This is a genomic window from Streptomyces sp. NPDC031670, from assembly GCF_055580545.1.
In genome coordinates this window covers 484593-497824 of record NZ_JBVILC010000002.1, presented here as the reverse complement: position 1 = coordinate 497824, position 13232 = coordinate 484593, and the positions used below count along the sequence as shown (strand labels likewise).

The window sequence follows — 13232 nt, the reverse complement described above, 5'->3', positions numbered from 1 at the left end:
CGCAGTTGCCGACGTCCGGGAGTTCCGTCACTCCCGTACCGGAGCATGTCAGCTTCACGGAGGGCGCGGGGACAAATAGCAGGAATGCCGGGTATCCGAACCGGCATTCCCGTTAGGCTCATGGGATCTGTGCCAGCGCGTAGGCCTCACGGAGGTCGCCCCCGGAGTAGGTGTGCGTGGCCCTTCCGGCGAGGTGGCGGTCGGCGTTGACGGCGACCGACACGGGCACCGCGGCGAAGAGATCCACGTCCGACATCGAGTCGCCGTAGGCGACACAGTCCGCCGGATCCACGGCGAACCGGGCGCGCAGCCGCTCCGCGATCGTCACCTTCGCCGCCGCGCTGAGGATTCCCGCAGGGTCCACGGACCGGGTGAAGGGCACCTCGGGGAAGAGCGAGCCGTGCGCCGCGTGCGCTCCCCACTCCAGCAGCCGCTCGACGAAGAACGACGGCGAGAGCGAGATCACGGCGCAGTAGTCGCCGCACTCCCGGATCTCCCGCCACACCTCTCGGATCCCCCCGAGCCAGGGCGCCGAGTCGAAGGCGGCCGTCACATGTTCCGGTGTCAGCCCCGACCAGAGCGCGTGCACCCGGGCCGCGTACTCGGGCGGTCCGATGAGCCCCCGGGACAGCTCCCGCTCCAGCTCACCGACCTCCTCCAGCAGCCCGAGCTGCCGGGATATCTCCACCGGCGCGGCGGAGCCCCGGATGAGGGTCCCGTCGAGATCGAAGAGATGAAGTCTCGCCATGTGCGCCGAGGCTAGTACCCCCGGTCACGCCCGCACACCGGGGTACCCGGACGGGTACGGAGAGACCGTCCGGCGGCTCGGTGTTTCACGTGAAACCACGCGTCCACCGCTCCCCGAGCCATGTTTCACGTGAAACATCCCGGACGAAGGCTGACAGAGCGTGGCCGAAAGCAACGTGCTGTATGCGCAAAACGGTGGACGGGGCGTGGGTTGATCGGACAGCCTGATCTCCATGCCCTCACCGCTCGACGAACTTCCGATCCGCCGCCTGACCATTGACGACCTCGTTTCCTGCGCCAACCTCTCCGAGGACCGCGGCTGGCAACGCGAGGAACACAAATGGGGCCTGCTGCTCACCGCGGGGACCGGCTACGGCATCGACGACCCGGACGGGAAAGGGCTGGTCACCGCCTGTGTGGTCACCTCGTACGAGGATCTCGCCGCCATCGGAATGGTGCTGGTGGCCGAGAAGTACGCACGGCAGGGCGTGGGGCGGCGATTGATGCGGCACGTTCTGGGGGAGCTGGGCGACCGGCCGGTCACGCTGCACGCCACGGCGTACGGACAACCGCTCTACGAACAGCTGGGCTTCGAGACCACCGGCCGCGCCGAAATGATCCGCGGCCACTTCCGCCCCTCCGGCCCCGCCCCGACGGTCGCGACACGCCCGGCGACCGCAGAGGATCTGCCCGCCATCCTGCGCCTGGACGCCGAGGTCTTCGGCCGCGACCGTACGCATGTGATCACCAGGCTGCCCGCCTTCGCGGACCAGCTGCGGGTCGCCGAGGACTCCGGGGGCCTCATCGGCTACGCGGCGCTCTGGCCGAACATGGAGACCCACGTCGTGGGCCCTCTGGTGGCCCGTGACGCCGAGACCGCGAAGGCGCTGGTCGCCTCGCTCGCCGCGGGCACGGAACGCCCGCTGCGCACGGATGTCGACGTACGCCACGAGGAGCTGCTCGACTGGCTGAAGGCGAACGGGCTGGAGCCGGTCCCCTTCTTCAACGCGGTCATGACCCGTGGCATCCCGGCCCTGCCCGGCGACTGGACCCGCCGCTTCGCTCCGCTGACGGTCGCCGCGGGCTGAGGCGGGTTCGCCCACGGCGGGGCCCCGCGCGCGTGCCGTACGGCGGTGGGGCCGCCAGGTGCTCAGCCGAGCCGCTGGAGGGCCTCGGTGGCGAAGCCGTGGTCCTGCTCGGGCGATCCGCCGCCCACACCGACCGCCCCGATCAGCCGGCCGTCCCGGTGGACGGGGACACCGCCCGCGATGAAGAGCAGCGGCCGGTCGAGCGCGGTGGGCAGGGTGTGGAAGAGCCCACCCGGCTGGACCGCGTCGACCAGGTCGGCGGTGGCGGTGCCGAGCTGGAGGGCGGTGTACGCCTTGCGGGTGCTGGTCTCCCCGGCGATCAGTACGGCGCGGTCGTCGCGGCGGAAGGCCAGCAGATGGCCGCCCGCGTCCAGCACGGTGACGGCGACGGTGGCGCCGGCCTGCTCGGCGGCGGCGCGGGCCGCCTCCACGAGGGCTTCGGCGTCCTGGATGGTGAGCGGGGCGACGGCAGTGGTGGTGCTCATGTGAGATGACTCCTTGGTGCGGTGGAGGGCCGGTCGAGGGACCGGGTGCGCGGGGGTGGTCAGTGGTGCGCCGCGGTGGCGCGGACCGGCTCGGGCGCGCTGCCCGTGACGATCCGGCCGCCGGTCCGCGCCCGTCGTTCCAGCGCGCTGGAGACGAGGGCGAGAACGAGCGCCGAGGCGGCGAGCGCGGCGCCGACCCAGTTCGGGGCGGTGTAGCCGAGCCCGGCGGCGATCACGAGCCCGCCGAGCCAGGCGGAGAGTGCGTTGCCGAGGTTGAAGGCGCCGATGTTCATGGCGGAGGCGAGGGTGGGGGCGCCCGCGGCCTGGTCGAGCACCCGCTTCTGCAGCGGCGGTACGGTCGCGAAGCCGAGCGCGCCGATCAAGAAGACGGTCACGGCCGAAGCGGCCTTGTCGTGGGCGGTGAGGGTGAACAGGGCCAGCACGACGGCCAGGCCGCTCAGCGACGCGTAGAGCATCGGCATCAGGGCCCGGTCGGCGAACCGGCCGCCGATCAGGTTGCCGACGACCATGCCGAGGCCGAAGAGGACGAGCAGCCAGGTGACGGAGCCGTCGGCGTAGCCGGTGACGTGGGTCATCATCGGCGTGATGTAGGTGATCGCGGCGAAGACGCCGCCGAACCCGAGCACGGTCATCGCCATGGCGAGCAGGACCTGGATGTTGCGGAACGCGGCGATCTCGTGGCGCAGCCGGACACCTTCGGCCTTTGGCATGTCGGGCACGAGCTTGGCGACGCCCAGGAGTCCGACGACACCGAGCGCGGCCACGATGAAGAACGTGGTGCGCCAGCCGATCTGCTGGCCCACCAGGGTGCCCAGCGGGACACCGATGACGTTGGCGACGGTCAGCCCGGTGAACATCATCGCGATGGCCCCGGCCTTCTTCTCGGGGGCGACCAGGTCGGCCGCGACGACCGAGCCGATGCCGAAGAACGCGCCGTGCGCCAGAGAGGCCACGATCCGCCCGGCCAGCATCAGCCCGAAGACGGGGGCGACGGCGGAGAGCACGTTGCCGACGATGAAGAAGCCCATCAGCAGCATCAGCATGCGCTTGCGGGAGATACGGGTGCCCAGGACGGTCATCAGCGGGGCGCCGAGGACCACGCCCAGCGCGTAGCCGGTCACCAGGTAGCCGGCCATGGGGATGGTCACGTCGAAGGTGTCGGCCACCTCCGGGAGCAGCCCCATGATCACGAACTCGGTGGTGCCGATACCGAACGCCCCGATGGCCAGGGCTAGGAGCGCGAGTGGCATGGGAGTCTTACCCTTCCAGAAGCTTGCACGAGCGCCTTACAAGCGTTCACAATAATTGCAGCCGCGGGTTAATTGCAAACGCGGGCTATTGCACTCGTGGCCTATCCTGGTGTCAAGCCGCTCCGGACGGAGGACAGACGCATGACCGCGACGGACCCCGCACTCACCGCCCTCTCCCAGGGCTGGTGCGCCCTCTCGCTGCTGCACGGCAGGATCGAGGCCCACATCGAGCGGGCCCTGCAGTCCGGGCACGAGCTGAGCGTGCGCGAGTACTCGCTGCTGGACGTCCTCAGCCGCCAGCACAGCGGGCCGGGCGGCCATCTGCAGATGAAGCAGGTCGCCGACGCCGTCGTCCTCAGCCAGTCCGCCACCACCCGGCTGGTCACGCGCCTGGAGGACCGTGGGCTGCTGACCCGCTATCTCTGCGACACCGACCGGCGCGGGATCTACACGGACGTCACGGAGGCCGGCCAGGAGCTGCTCGCGGCGGCCCGGCCCACCAATGACCGCGCCCTGCGCGAGGCGCTCGACGAGGCCGCGCGGAACCCGGAGCTCGCACCGCTGGTCAGGGCCGTCGAGGAGCTCCGCGTCCCCGTGTAGCCCTCCCCGGGGCGGTCCGTCCCGGCGTAGTCTCCGGGCCATGAGCGATCTTGAGATAAGGCCTGCGACGGCCCAGGACATCCCGGCGATCGTGGCGATGCTCGCCGATGACCCGCTGGGGGCCCAGCGGGAGTCTCCGGGCGACCTGACTCCGTACCTGGCCGCCTTCGAGCGACTGGCCGAAGACCCCAACCAGCACCTGGTCGTGGCCGTCCGCGACGACCGGGTCGTCGGCACACTCCAGTTGACCGTGATTCCGGGGCTGTCCCGGCGCGGAGCGACCCGCTCGATCATCGAGGGCGTACGCATCCACGCCGATGAGCGCGGCGGCGGCCTCGGCACCCGGCTCATCGAGTGGGCCGTCGAGGAGTCCGGGCGCCAGGGCTGCCAGTTGGTCCAGCTCACGTCGGACGCCACACGGATCGACGCCCACCGCTTCTATGAGCGGCTGGGCTTCGAGGCGTCCCATCTGGGCTTCAAGAAGGCCCTCTGACCCCCGGGGACGCAGGGTCGGTCGCCCCGGGGGCCGTGGGAGGTTTCACGTGAAACGGGAGTCGCCACGTTTCACGTGAAACATCAGACTCCGCGCCAGCCCTCGGGGTCGGCCCCTCCCGGGACCACCTCGGCCGGTCCGTACGGCTCCCGGGTGAAGACGAACGACCCGAGGTCGAGATGGCTCAGCGAGCCGTCCGGTCGGCGGACGGCTCGCAGGGTCTCGCCCTGGTAATAGCCGTTGAGGCCGACCCAGCTGCCGTCCGCCCGGGCCGCGAATCGGGCCGCGCGACCGTTTCCGCGCAGCGGCTCCAGCGCCACCGTGCCGTCGGCGTTCAGGCGCAGGCCGTAGGTGTACGTCCCCCAGTACCAAGGGCCGGTGAGCTCCAGCAGGGCCGGATCGACCTCGGACAGGGGCCGCCACGGCGCGGGGAGCTTCGGTTCGGCCTCGACGACGATCCGGATGAGGTCGGCGGCGACCGTCGGGGCTGTCCCCGAAGTGGAGTTGGTGAGTGCGACCGCACCGACACCGTCCTCCACGCTGATCCACAGCCCGGCGACGAACCCCGGCAGCGAGCCGGTGTGCCCGGCGAGGGTGCGGCGGCCCTGGCGGCTCAACTGGACGCCCAGTCCGTACCCGCCCTGCCAGTCCGCCGCCTCGGGCGGAGCCGACGGCGTCCGCATCTCCCGTACGCTCGCGGCGCTCAGCACCCGGTCGTCTCCCTCGGCGAGGAAGGCGGCGAAGCGGCAGAGGTCCGCTGCCGTCGACCAGAGCTGGCCCGCCGGAGCCATGAGCCCCAGGTCCTCGGAGGGCTCGGGAAGCAGGGCGTCGGCCCAGGGGTGCACGGCCCAGCCGCCCGCGTGCGGGGCCACCGGCTGGGTGCTCGTCCTGGTCAGCCCCAGCGGATCGAGGATCTCGCTCTGGAGCGCCTCTGCCCAGGACACTCCCCGTACGGTCTCGATCAGCGAACCGAGCAGCGTGTAACCCGGGTTGGAGTAGTGGTGCAGCCTGCCCACCGGATGCAGCAGCGGGCTCTCCCCCAGCACGTCGGAGAGTTCCGGACGCAGCGCGGCCGAGCTGCGCTCCCACCAGAGGCCGGGCGTCTCGGCCGCCAACCCGGCGCTGTGGGCGAGGAGTTGGGCGATGGTCACCTCACCGACTCCGGTGCCGGGCAGATGCTTCTCCAGCGGATCTCCGAGGTCCAGCAGTCCCTCGTCCCGCAGCCGCATGACCAGCACGGCGGTGAAGGTCTTGGTGATCGAGCCGATGCGGTACTGGACATCGGCGTCCGGCCCATGGCCTTCGACCGAGGTACGCGAACCCGTCCAGACGATCCGGCCCTCCCGCACCACGGCGGCGACCAGCGAGGGCAGCCGCCCCTCGGACTGGGCGACGGCCAGGCGGTGGATCAGCGCGCGTTCGGTACCGGGCAGAAGGCCGGCAGGGGCCGTGGTCATCGGCGGGGCGCTCGGCACATGCGGGGATGAGGTCATGCCCCAGGTGTATCCCCGCACTCCACAGCCGTCGAACGGTTTTCCCCCGACACGCACCGGACGTACGCGTCGTACGGTCCATCCGTTCGCCACGCCCCCGGGGACGAAGCCCGGATCAGGTCTGTGCCATGTCCACGAAGCGTGAATAGTGGCCCTGGAAGGCCACCGTGATCGTCGCCGTCGGGCCGTTACGGTGCTTGGCCACGATCAGGTCCGCCTCGCCCGCGCGCGGGGACTCCTTCTCGTACGCGTCCTCACGGTGCAACAGGATGACCATGTCCGCGTCCTGCTCGATGGAACCGGACTCACGGAGGTCGGAGACCATCGGCTTCTTGTCCGTACGCTGCTCGGGGCCACGGTTCAGCTGCGAGAGCGCGATGACCGGGAGCTCCAGCTCCTTGGCCAGCAGCTTGAGGTTACGGGACATGTCCGAGACCTCCTGCTGGCGGCTCTCGGCGCGCTTGGAGCCACCGGACTGCATCAGCTGGAGGTAGTCGATGACGACGAGCTTGAGGTCGTTGCGCTGCTTGAGCCGGCGGCACTTGGCGCGGATCTCCATCATCGACAGGTTCGGGGAGTCGTCGATGTACAGCGGGGCCTGGGAGACGTCCGGCATCCGGCGGGCGAGGCGGGTCCAGTCCTCGTCGGTCATGGTGCCGGAGCGCATGTGGTGCAGCGCGACCCGGGCCTCGGCCGACAACAGGCGCATCGCGATCTCGTTGCGGCCCATTTCGAGGGAGAAGATCACGCTGGGCAGGTTGTGCTTGATCGAGCAGGCCCTGGCGAAGTCCAGCGCCAGCGTGGACTTACCCATGGCGGGGCGGGCCGCGATGACGATCATCTGGCCCGGGTGCAGACCGTTGGTGAGCGAGTCGAAGTCGGTGAAGCCGGTCGGCACACCGGTCATCTCACCGCTGCGGGAGCCGATCGCCTCGATCTCGTCGAGCGCGCCCTCCATGATGTCGCCGAGCGGCAGGTAGTCCTCGCTGGTGCGCTGCTCGGTGACCGCGTAGATCTCGGCCTGGGCGGAGTTGACGATCTCGTCGACGTCGCCGTCCGCCGCGTATCCCATCTGCGTGATCTTGGTGCCCGCCTCGACGAGACGGCGGAGCACCGCCCGCTCGTGGACGATCTCCGCGTAGTACGAGGCGTTGGCCGCGGTCGGGACGGACTGCACCAGGGTGTGCAGATACGAGGCGCCGCCGACGCGGGTGATCTCGCCCCGCTTGACCAGCTCGGCCGCCACGGTGATCGGGTCGGCCGGCTCGCCCTTCGCGTACAGGTCGAGGATCGCGGTGTAGACGGTCTCATGGGCCGGCCGGTAGAAGTCATGGCCCTTGATGATCTCCACGACGTCCGCGATGGCGTCCTTGGAGAGCAGCATGCCGCCGAGAACGGACTGCTCGGCGTCGATGTCCTGCGGGGGGACCCGCTCGAAGCCGGACGAACCGCCGTCGTCCCAGGACTCGCTCTCGCGTCCCCGGTCGTGCTGGTCGTCGCGGCCACGGCCCCGTCCTTCGGCGCGGCGGGGGCGGGAGACGGGCAGACGGTCACCCGGACCGCTGTCGGCCCAGGGGTCGTCCAAGGGCTCGGGAATGCTCACCGGGCCACCTCCTCCCGTCCGCTCCGCGGACCTAGCCGTGCCACTCTTTCTACGGCACGGCACTGACAAAACGAGAAGCCCGACTCCGGTTCCGGCGCGTCGGGCGCCGGTCCACGTTAGGCCCGTCGGCACCTTCAGCCAATCTGGTTATCCACAGGCCATGTGGACGACGGACCAGATGCTGTGGAGAACCCCGCAGAACCTGTGCACGGACCGGGGGACAGCACTGTGGACAAAGTCATAGCCACCCCGTCACCACGGGTTTGACCTGCGGCTTTTCCGTCCACCGGCTGTGGGGGAGAAAAACTTTCCCGGCTGGCCCAAGATCACGACAAACGGCGCACAGCCGAACCGCACTCCGGTTCCATGGTAAGGATCACTAATGCGTTGCATCTCTTACCTGTGGAAGATTAGATTGAGTTCATGACACAGGCCCCCGCGGCACCCGGGAACAACCGGCGCCGAAACGACCGCGAGATCGTCTCGCTCGCCGTCCCCGCCTTCGGCGCCCTGGTCGCCGAGCCGCTCTTCGTCATGGCCGACAGCGCGATCGTCGGCCACCTCGGCACCCCGCAACTGGCCGGTCTGGGCATCGCCGCGGCACTCCTCACCACCGCCGTGAGCGTCTTCGTCTTCCTCGCCTACGCCACCACCGCCGCCGTCGCACGCCGCGTCGGGGCCGGAGACCTGCCGGCCGCCATCCGCCAGGGCATGGACGGCGTCTGGCTCGCCCTGCTGCTCGGCGCCGCCGTCATCGCCGTCGTCCTGCCCGCGGCCCCCTGGTTCATCGGCCTCTTCGGCGCCTCGGACACCGCAGCCCCCTACGCCGTCACCTATCTGCGCATCTCCTCGCTCGGTATCCCCGCCATGCTCATGGCGCTCGCCGCCACCGGCATACTGCGCGGCCTCCAGGACACCCGGACGCCCCTCGCTGTGGCCATCGGCGGCTTCGCCGTCAACGCGGCTCTGAACGCCGGGCTCGTCTACGGGGCGGGCCTGGGGATCGCAGGCTCAGCCTGGGGCACCGTGATCGCCCAGTTCGCGATGGCCGCGGTCTACCTCTGCGTCGTCGTACGAGGGGCCCGACGGTACGGCGCCTCACTGCGCCCGGACGTGGCGGGCATCCGCGCCAGCGCCCAGGCGGGGGTTCCGCTGCTGGTCCGTACCCTCTCGCTGCGAGCCGTCCTGATGATCGCCACGGCCGTGGCCGCACGGCTGGGTGACGCCGAGATCGCCGCCCACCAGATCATCCTGTCGCTGTGGAGCCTGCTGGCCTTCGCCCTCGACGCGATCGCCATCGCCGGGCAGGCCATCATCGGGCGCTATCTGGGTGCCGAGGACACCGAGGGGGCCCGTCAGGCGTGCCGGCGCATGGTCGAGTGGGGCATCGCCGCCGGGCTGGTGCTCGGTCTGCTGGTGGCAGTGGCCCGGCCGCTGTTCATCCCGCTCTTCACCGGCGACCACACGGTCCGGGACACCCTGCTGCCCGCTCTCCTCGTGGTCGCCCTCTCCCAGCCGGTGTCGGGGGTCGTCTTCGTCCTCGACGGGGTGCTCATGGGCGCGGGCGACGGCCGTTATCTGGCGTGGGCGATGCTGCTGACGCTCGTCTGCTTCGCCCCGGTGGCCCTGCTGGTCCCGACGCTCGGCGGCGGGCTCACCGCCCTGTGGTGGGCGATGGCCCTGATGATGTCCGTCCGCATGCTGACGCTCTGGCTCCGCGCCCGCTCGGGGCGCTGGCTGGTGACGGGCGCGACGCGCTGAGGGCGTCCGCCGACCGGCCGGGCGAGGAGGCGGGGGGTGATGTTTCACGTGAAACGTCCACGCGGCGACAACGGCGAAGGGCCGCACCCCGGAGGGTGCGGCCCTTCTTATGCTCTGCTGAGCGATGCCCTTAGGCGGCGACGACCTCGACGCCAACCTTCGCGGCAACCTCGGCGTGCAGACGCACGGACACCTGGTGCGCGCCCAGGGTCTTGATCGGCGAGCCGAGCTCGACGCGACGCTTGTCCACGTCCGGGCCACCGGCAGCCTTGATCGCCGCAGCGACGTCGGCCTGGGTGACGGAGCCGAAGAGACGGCCGGCGTCGCCGGAGCGAACGGCCAGACGCACCTTCACGCCTTCGAGGCGGGCCTTGATCTCGTTGGCCTGCTCGATGGTGGCGATCTCGTGGATCTTGCGAGCACGACGGATCTGCTCGACGTCCTTCTCGCCGCCCTTGGTCCAGCGGATCGCGAAACCACGCGGGACCAGGTAGTTGCGAGCGTAGCCGTCCTTGACGTCGACGACATCGCCGGCGGCACCGAGGCCAGAGACCTCGTGGGTGAGGATGATCTTCATTTTTCGGTCACCCTTCCCTTATCGCGCGGTGGACGTGTAGGGCAGCAGCGCCATCTCACGGCTGTTCTTGACGGCCGTGGCGACGTCACGCTGGTGCTGCGTGCAGTTGCCGGTCACGCGGCGGGCACGGATCTTGCCGCGGTCGGAAATGAACTTCCGCAGCATGTTCGTGTCCTTGTAGTCCACGTAAGCGGTCTTGTCCTTGCAGAAAGCGCAGACCTTCTTCTTAGGCTTGCGCACAGGCGGCTTCGCCATGGTGTTTCTCCTGTGTGATCAAGAAGTGGGGATACGGGCTGCCCTAGAAGGGCGGCTCGTCCGAGTAGCCGCCGCCGGAGCTGCCGGAGCTTCCGCCCCAGCCGCCACCGCCGCCACCCTGCTGCTGGCCGCCACTGGCCGGCGTGCTGGAGGCCCAGGGGTCGTCGGCGGGAGCGCCGCCGCCCTGCGGGCCACCACTGGGGGCTCCACCCCAGCTGCCGCCGCCCTGCTGCTGGCCGCCACCGCCGCCGTAACCACCCTGGCCGCCTCGACCGGTGGTCTTGGTGACCTTGGCCGTGGCGCTCTTGAGGCTGGGGCCGACTTCCTCGACGTCCAGCTCGTAGACCGTGCGCTTGACGCCCTCGCGGTCCTCGTAGGACCGCTGCTTCAGCCGGCCCTGCACGATGACGCGCATGCCTCGCTGAAGCGACTCGGCGACGTTCTCCGCCGCCTGACGCCAGACCGAGCAGGTCAGGAAGAGGCTTTCGCCGTCCTTCCACTCATTGGTCTGACGGTCGAAGGTGCGGGGAGTCGACGCGACACGGAACTTCGCGACGGCCGCACCGGACGGGGTGAAGCGCAGCTCGGGGTCGTCGACGAGATTGCCGACGACCGTGATGACGGTCTCGCCTGCCATGGGTGAACCTCTCGGCGGGGATTGCTGCTGGCTGCTGTGTTGCTACTCGGAACCCGATGACTTCTGAGCGGAAGCTCAGTGGGTCTCGGGGCGGAGGACCTTGGTCCGGAGGACCGACTCGTTCAGGTTCATCTGACGGTCGAGCTCCTTGACGACCGCAGGCTCGGCCTGGAGGTCGATGACCGTGTAGATGCCCTCGGGCTTCTTCTTGATCTCGTAGGAGAGACGACGACGGCCCCAGGTGTCGACCTTCTCGACCTTTCCGTTGCCCTCACGGACGACGGAGAGGAAGTTCTCGATCAGGGGGGAGACAGCGCGCTCCTCCAGATCGGGGTCGAGGATGACCATCACCTCGTAGTGACGCATGTAAAACCCACCTCCTTTGGACTCAGCGGCCACGGTCGTTCCGTGGCAGGAGGGTCGTGATGCGTGAACAACGGTATCCGCCGCCACTGACAATCCCGCTCCGAGAGAGGGGGACCGCGTCCTGGCCAGGGCAGACACCGGTGCAGACCGTACAGAGTACCTGCACACAGGCTTCCGGTTGAAATCCGGCGGTCAGGGGCCGCAATCTGTACACATCGGGTGTGCGCGGCGCTACCCTTCGCCGCGCTCCGCTTCCGCCAGGAGGTGCCTCATGGCACAGGCAATGCGATCGAACTCGTCCGTCGTCTCCCTCTTCGCCACCGACGGCAAGCCCCATCCCCTTCAGGACGCCTTCATGGCGGTGACCGTCGTGCTCGGCGCACTGGCCTTCACCACGGCGTTCTTCCACAACCTGCACCTGCTCAGCTCCTGGGCGGGCCTGGTGGGGATCCTCACGGGCGCGTACGGACAGTTCATCTCGGTGACGACCCGCGAGCGGTTCCTGCTGATCCTCGGGCTCGGCGCCTCCGCCGTGGGCTTCTTCCTCGGCATGGCCCACGGCGGCCTCTTCGGCGGTGTCGTCGGCGGCTGAGGACACCCCGCACCCACCCAGGGCCCGTACAGCCATCCGGGGCGCTCCCCGGGCGCAGTAGGCTTCGGCGCGAGAGCCGGAGCCCCTGTACCCATGGGGACACACCTGCCGAGGAGCGCCCCGCATGAGCCTGACCCTGAGGACCATCAGCCGAGAGCAGCATCTGGCGTACATCCAGAGCCTGCCCGCGGCGAGCCACTGCCAGGTCCCGGCGTGGGCTGATGTGAAGACCGAGTGGCGTTCGGAGAACCTTGGCTGGTTCGACAAGACGGGCCAGATGGTCGGCGCCGGGCTGGTGCTCTACCGCCAGCTGCCGAAGATCAAGCGGTACCTGGCGTATCTGCCCGAGGGCCCGGTCATCAACTGGTACGCGCCGAACCTCGACGAGTGGCTGCAGCCGATGCTGGCGCACCTGAAGAACCAGGGCGCGTTCTCGGTGAAGATGGGGCCGCCGGTCGTCATCCGGCGCTGGGACTCGGCCGCCATCAAGTCCGGCATCCAGGACCCGGACGTGAAGCGTCTGCGTGATGTCGAGGCCACCCACATCGAGCCGCGCGCCTTCGAAGTCGCAGACCGGCTGCGGAAGATGGGCTGGCAGCAGGGCGAGGACGGCGGCGCCGGCTTCGGCGATGTGCAGCCGCGCTACGTCTTCCAGGTGCCGCTGGCCAACCGTTCGCTGGACGACGTCCTCAAGGGCTTCAACCAGCTGTGGCGCCGCAACATCAAGAAGGCCGAGAAGGCGGGCGTCGAGGTCGTCCAGGGCGGCTACGAGGACCTGGCCGAGTGGCAGCGCCTTTACGAGATCACCGCCGTCCGCGACCACTTCCGGCCGCGCCCGCTCTCGTACTTCCAGCGCATGTGGACGGTGCTCAACAACGAGGACCCCAACCGGATGCGGCTCTACTTCGCGCGCCACAACGGTGTGAACCTGTCGGCGGCGACGATGCTCGTCGTGGGCGGCCACGTCTGGTACTCCTACGGCGCCTCCGACAACATCGGCCGTGAGGTCCGGCCTTCGAACGCGATGCAGTGGCGGATGCTGCGCGACGCGTACGCCATGGGCGCGACCGTCTACGACCTGCGCGGCATCTCCGACTCGCTCGACGAGACCGACCACCTCTTCGGTCTCATCCAGTTCAAGGTCGGCACCGGCGGCGAGGCCGTCGAGTACGTCGGCGAGTGGGACTTCCCGCTGAACAAGCTGCTGCACAAGGCGCTCGACATCTACATGTCGAGGCGCTGATGGGTGCGTAGTCTCGTAACT

Annotated in this window: 15 protein-coding genes; 6 read left to right on the top strand and 9 right to left on the bottom strand. The window is 69.6% G+C overall.

Features of this window, described 5'->3' with window-relative positions:
- Positions 1-118: 118 nt before the first annotated feature.
- Positions 119-748 (bottom strand): HAD family hydrolase, encoded by a 630-nt coding sequence (locus ACZ5ID_RS06305; RefSeq protein ID WP_468893927.1) that lies wholly within the window; start codon positions 746-748, stop codon positions 119-121.
- 232 nt (positions 749-980) lie between these two features.
- Between ACZ5ID_RS06305 and ACZ5ID_RS06300 the strand changes: the two genes are divergently transcribed.
- The gene (locus ACZ5ID_RS06300; RefSeq protein WP_468893925.1) at positions 981-1835 is read left to right on the top strand and encodes a GNAT family N-acetyltransferase; all 855 of its coding nucleotides are present in this window, start codon (positions 981-983) and stop codon (positions 1833-1835) included.
- A gap of 62 nt (positions 1836-1897) precedes the next feature.
- Here ACZ5ID_RS06300 and ACZ5ID_RS06295 read toward each other — a convergent pair whose 3' ends face one another.
- Both ACZ5ID_RS06295 and ACZ5ID_RS06290 read right to left on the bottom strand, forming a co-directional pair.
- Complete coding sequence (locus ACZ5ID_RS06295; RefSeq protein WP_468893923.1) at positions 1898-2320, bottom strand: GlcG/HbpS family heme-binding protein; 423 nt, start codon at positions 2318-2320, stop codon at positions 1898-1900.
- Positions 2321-2379: 59 nt separating this feature from the next.
- Positions 2380-3591: an MFS transporter gene (locus ACZ5ID_RS06290; RefSeq protein ID WP_468893922.1), complete on the bottom strand. Its 1212-nt coding sequence runs from the start codon at positions 3589-3591 to the stop codon at positions 2380-2382.
- A gap of 141 nt (positions 3592-3732) precedes the next feature.
- Here ACZ5ID_RS06290 and ACZ5ID_RS06285 point away from each other — a divergent pair, with 141 nt between their 5' ends.
- Entirely contained in the window at positions 3733-4191 is a 459-nt protein-coding gene (locus ACZ5ID_RS06285) for a MarR family winged helix-turn-helix transcriptional regulator (protein WP_406553133.1), read from the top strand.
- A 40-nt stretch (positions 4192-4231) separates the two neighbouring features.
- Positions 4232-4684: a GNAT family N-acetyltransferase gene (locus tag ACZ5ID_RS06280; RefSeq protein WP_468893919.1), complete on the top strand. Its 453-nt coding sequence runs from the start codon at positions 4232-4234 to the stop codon at positions 4682-4684.
- Positions 4685-4767: 83 nt separating this feature from the next.
- Here the strand turns inward: ACZ5ID_RS06280 and ACZ5ID_RS06275 are convergent, their stop codons facing one another.
- Positions 4768-6141, bottom strand: a complete 1374-nt coding sequence (locus tag ACZ5ID_RS06275) for a serine hydrolase domain-containing protein (RefSeq protein ID WP_468894214.1) — start codon at positions 6139-6141, stop codon at positions 4768-4770.
- A gap of 151 nt (positions 6142-6292) precedes the next feature.
- Positions 6293-7762 carry a replicative DNA helicase gene (gene dnaB, locus ACZ5ID_RS06270; protein ID WP_406553136.1) on the bottom strand — a complete coding sequence of 490 codons (1470 nt, stop codon included), beginning with the start codon at positions 7760-7762 and terminating at the stop codon, positions 6293-6295.
- Positions 7763-8203: 441 nt separating this feature from the next.
- Here dnaB and ACZ5ID_RS06265 point away from each other — a divergent pair, with 441 nt between their 5' ends.
- The gene (locus ACZ5ID_RS06265; RefSeq protein ID WP_468893917.1) at positions 8204-9541 is read left to right on the top strand and encodes an MATE family efflux transporter; all 1338 of its coding nucleotides are present in this window, start codon (positions 8204-8206) and stop codon (positions 9539-9541) included.
- 130 nt (positions 9542-9671) lie between these two features.
- Here the strand turns inward: ACZ5ID_RS06265 and rplI are convergent, their stop codons facing one another.
- The 4 genes from rplI to rpsF all read right to left on the bottom strand — a co-directional run bounded on the left by rplI (position 9672) and on the right by rpsF (position 11376).
- Positions 9672-10118, bottom strand: a complete 447-nt coding sequence (gene rplI, locus ACZ5ID_RS06260) for a 50S ribosomal protein L9 (RefSeq protein ID WP_067162187.1) — start codon at positions 10116-10118, stop codon at positions 9672-9674.
- An 18-nt stretch (positions 10119-10136) separates the two neighbouring features.
- Positions 10137-10373, bottom strand: a complete 237-nt coding sequence (gene rpsR / locus ACZ5ID_RS06255; protein ID WP_005315025.1) for a 30S ribosomal protein S18 — start codon at positions 10371-10373, stop codon at positions 10137-10139.
- Positions 10374-10416: 43 nt separating this feature from the next.
- Positions 10417-11010 (bottom strand): single-stranded DNA-binding protein, encoded by a 594-nt coding sequence (locus ACZ5ID_RS06250; protein ID WP_468893915.1) that lies wholly within the window; start codon positions 11008-11010, stop codon positions 10417-10419.
- A gap of 75 nt (positions 11011-11085) precedes the next feature.
- Positions 11086-11376 (bottom strand): 30S ribosomal protein S6, encoded by a 291-nt coding sequence (gene rpsF / locus ACZ5ID_RS06245; RefSeq protein ID WP_067162183.1) that lies wholly within the window; start codon positions 11374-11376, stop codon positions 11086-11088.
- A gap of 271 nt (positions 11377-11647) precedes the next feature.
- Between rpsF and ACZ5ID_RS06240 the strand changes: the two genes are divergently transcribed.
- Positions 11648-11968: a hypothetical protein gene (locus ACZ5ID_RS06240; RefSeq protein WP_406553129.1), complete on the top strand. Its 321-nt coding sequence runs from the start codon at positions 11648-11650 to the stop codon at positions 11966-11968.
- 124 nt (positions 11969-12092) lie between these two features.
- Positions 12093-13211: a lipid II:glycine glycyltransferase FemX gene (locus ACZ5ID_RS06235; RefSeq protein ID WP_406553128.1), complete on the top strand. Its 1119-nt coding sequence runs from the start codon at positions 12093-12095 to the stop codon at positions 13209-13211.
- The last annotated feature ends 21 nt before the right edge of the window (positions 13212-13232 follow it).

Excerpts from the sequence above, each read along its gene's own strand:
- ACZ5ID_RS06235 (WP_406553128.1), top strand. The coding sequence starts at position 12,093 with ATGAGCCTGACCCTGAGGACCATCAGCCGAGAGCAGCATCTGGCGTAC.
- ACZ5ID_RS06265 (WP_468893917.1), top strand. The coding sequence starts at position 8,204 with ATGACACAGGCCCCCGCGGCACCCGGGAACAACCGGCGCCGAAACGAC.
- rplI (WP_067162187.1), bottom strand. The coding sequence starts at position 10,118 with ATGAAGATCATCCTCACCCACGAGGTCTCTGGCCTCGGTGCCGCCGGC.
- rpsF (WP_067162183.1), bottom strand. The coding sequence starts at position 11,376 with ATGCGTCACTACGAGGTGATGGTCATCCTCGACCCCGATCTGGAGGAG.
- ACZ5ID_RS06280 (WP_468893919.1), top strand. The coding sequence starts at position 4,232 with ATGAGCGATCTTGAGATAAGGCCTGCGACGGCCCAGGACATCCCGGCG.
- ACZ5ID_RS06290 (WP_468893922.1), bottom strand. The coding sequence starts at position 3,591 with ATGCCACTCGCGCTCCTAGCCCTGGCCATCGGGGCGTTCGGTATCGGC.
- ACZ5ID_RS06305 (WP_468893927.1), bottom strand. The coding sequence starts at position 748 with ATGGCGAGACTTCATCTCTTCGATCTCGACGGGACCCTCATCCGGGGC.
- ACZ5ID_RS06275 (WP_468894214.1), bottom strand. The coding sequence starts at position 6,141 with ATGACCACGGCCCCTGCCGGCCTTCTGCCCGGTACCGAACGCGCGCTG.
- ACZ5ID_RS06295 (WP_468893923.1), bottom strand. The coding sequence starts at position 2,320 with ATGAGCACCACCACTGCCGTCGCCCCGCTCACCATCCAGGACGCCGAA.
- ACZ5ID_RS06250 (WP_468893915.1), bottom strand. The coding sequence starts at position 11,010 with ATGGCAGGCGAGACCGTCATCACGGTCGTCGGCAATCTCGTCGACGAC.
- rpsR (WP_005315025.1), bottom strand. The coding sequence starts at position 10,373 with ATGGCGAAGCCGCCTGTGCGCAAGCCTAAGAAGAAGGTCTGCGCTTTC.
- ACZ5ID_RS06240 (WP_406553129.1), top strand. The coding sequence starts at position 11,648 with ATGGCACAGGCAATGCGATCGAACTCGTCCGTCGTCTCCCTCTTCGCC.
- ACZ5ID_RS06300 (WP_468893925.1), top strand. The coding sequence starts at position 981 with ATGCCCTCACCGCTCGACGAACTTCCGATCCGCCGCCTGACCATTGAC.
- ACZ5ID_RS06285 (WP_406553133.1), top strand. The coding sequence starts at position 3,733 with ATGACCGCGACGGACCCCGCACTCACCGCCCTCTCCCAGGGCTGGTGC.